The following is a 205-nucleotide window of genomic DNA, read 5'->3' as shown; positions in this document are numbered from 1 at the left end:
GCTCGACTTGCATGTGTTAGGCCTGCCGCCAGCGTTCAATCTGAGCCATGATCAAACTCTTCAATTAAAAGTTTTTTCTGTCCCGAAGGACATGCTCAATGAATTCTGATTTTGATATCTTTCGATATCGAATTGACTATATAGTCACTCAGTTACATTTGAGACTCTAAATTTGTTTGCGTCACTTAGTAAACTAAGCTTCGCT

1 rRNA gene is annotated in these 205 nt (G+C 39.0%); it reads right to left on the bottom strand.

From position 1 onward, the window contains the following. Positions 1 to 67: ribosomal RNA gene (locus tag HUS61_RS21475) — 16S ribosomal RNA — on the bottom strand; the annotation flags it as partial. Positions 68 to 205 lie beyond the last annotated feature (138 nt).

Origin of the sequence: Pseudoalteromonas sp. 0802 (genome assembly GCF_013350085.1) — a bacterium.
In the GTDB taxonomy this organism is placed as follows: Bacteria; Pseudomonadota; Gammaproteobacteria; order Enterobacterales; family Alteromonadaceae; genus Pseudoalteromonas.
The sequence above is the reverse complement of the archived record's forward strand: the minus strand, read 5'-3'. Positions and strand labels throughout refer to the sequence as shown.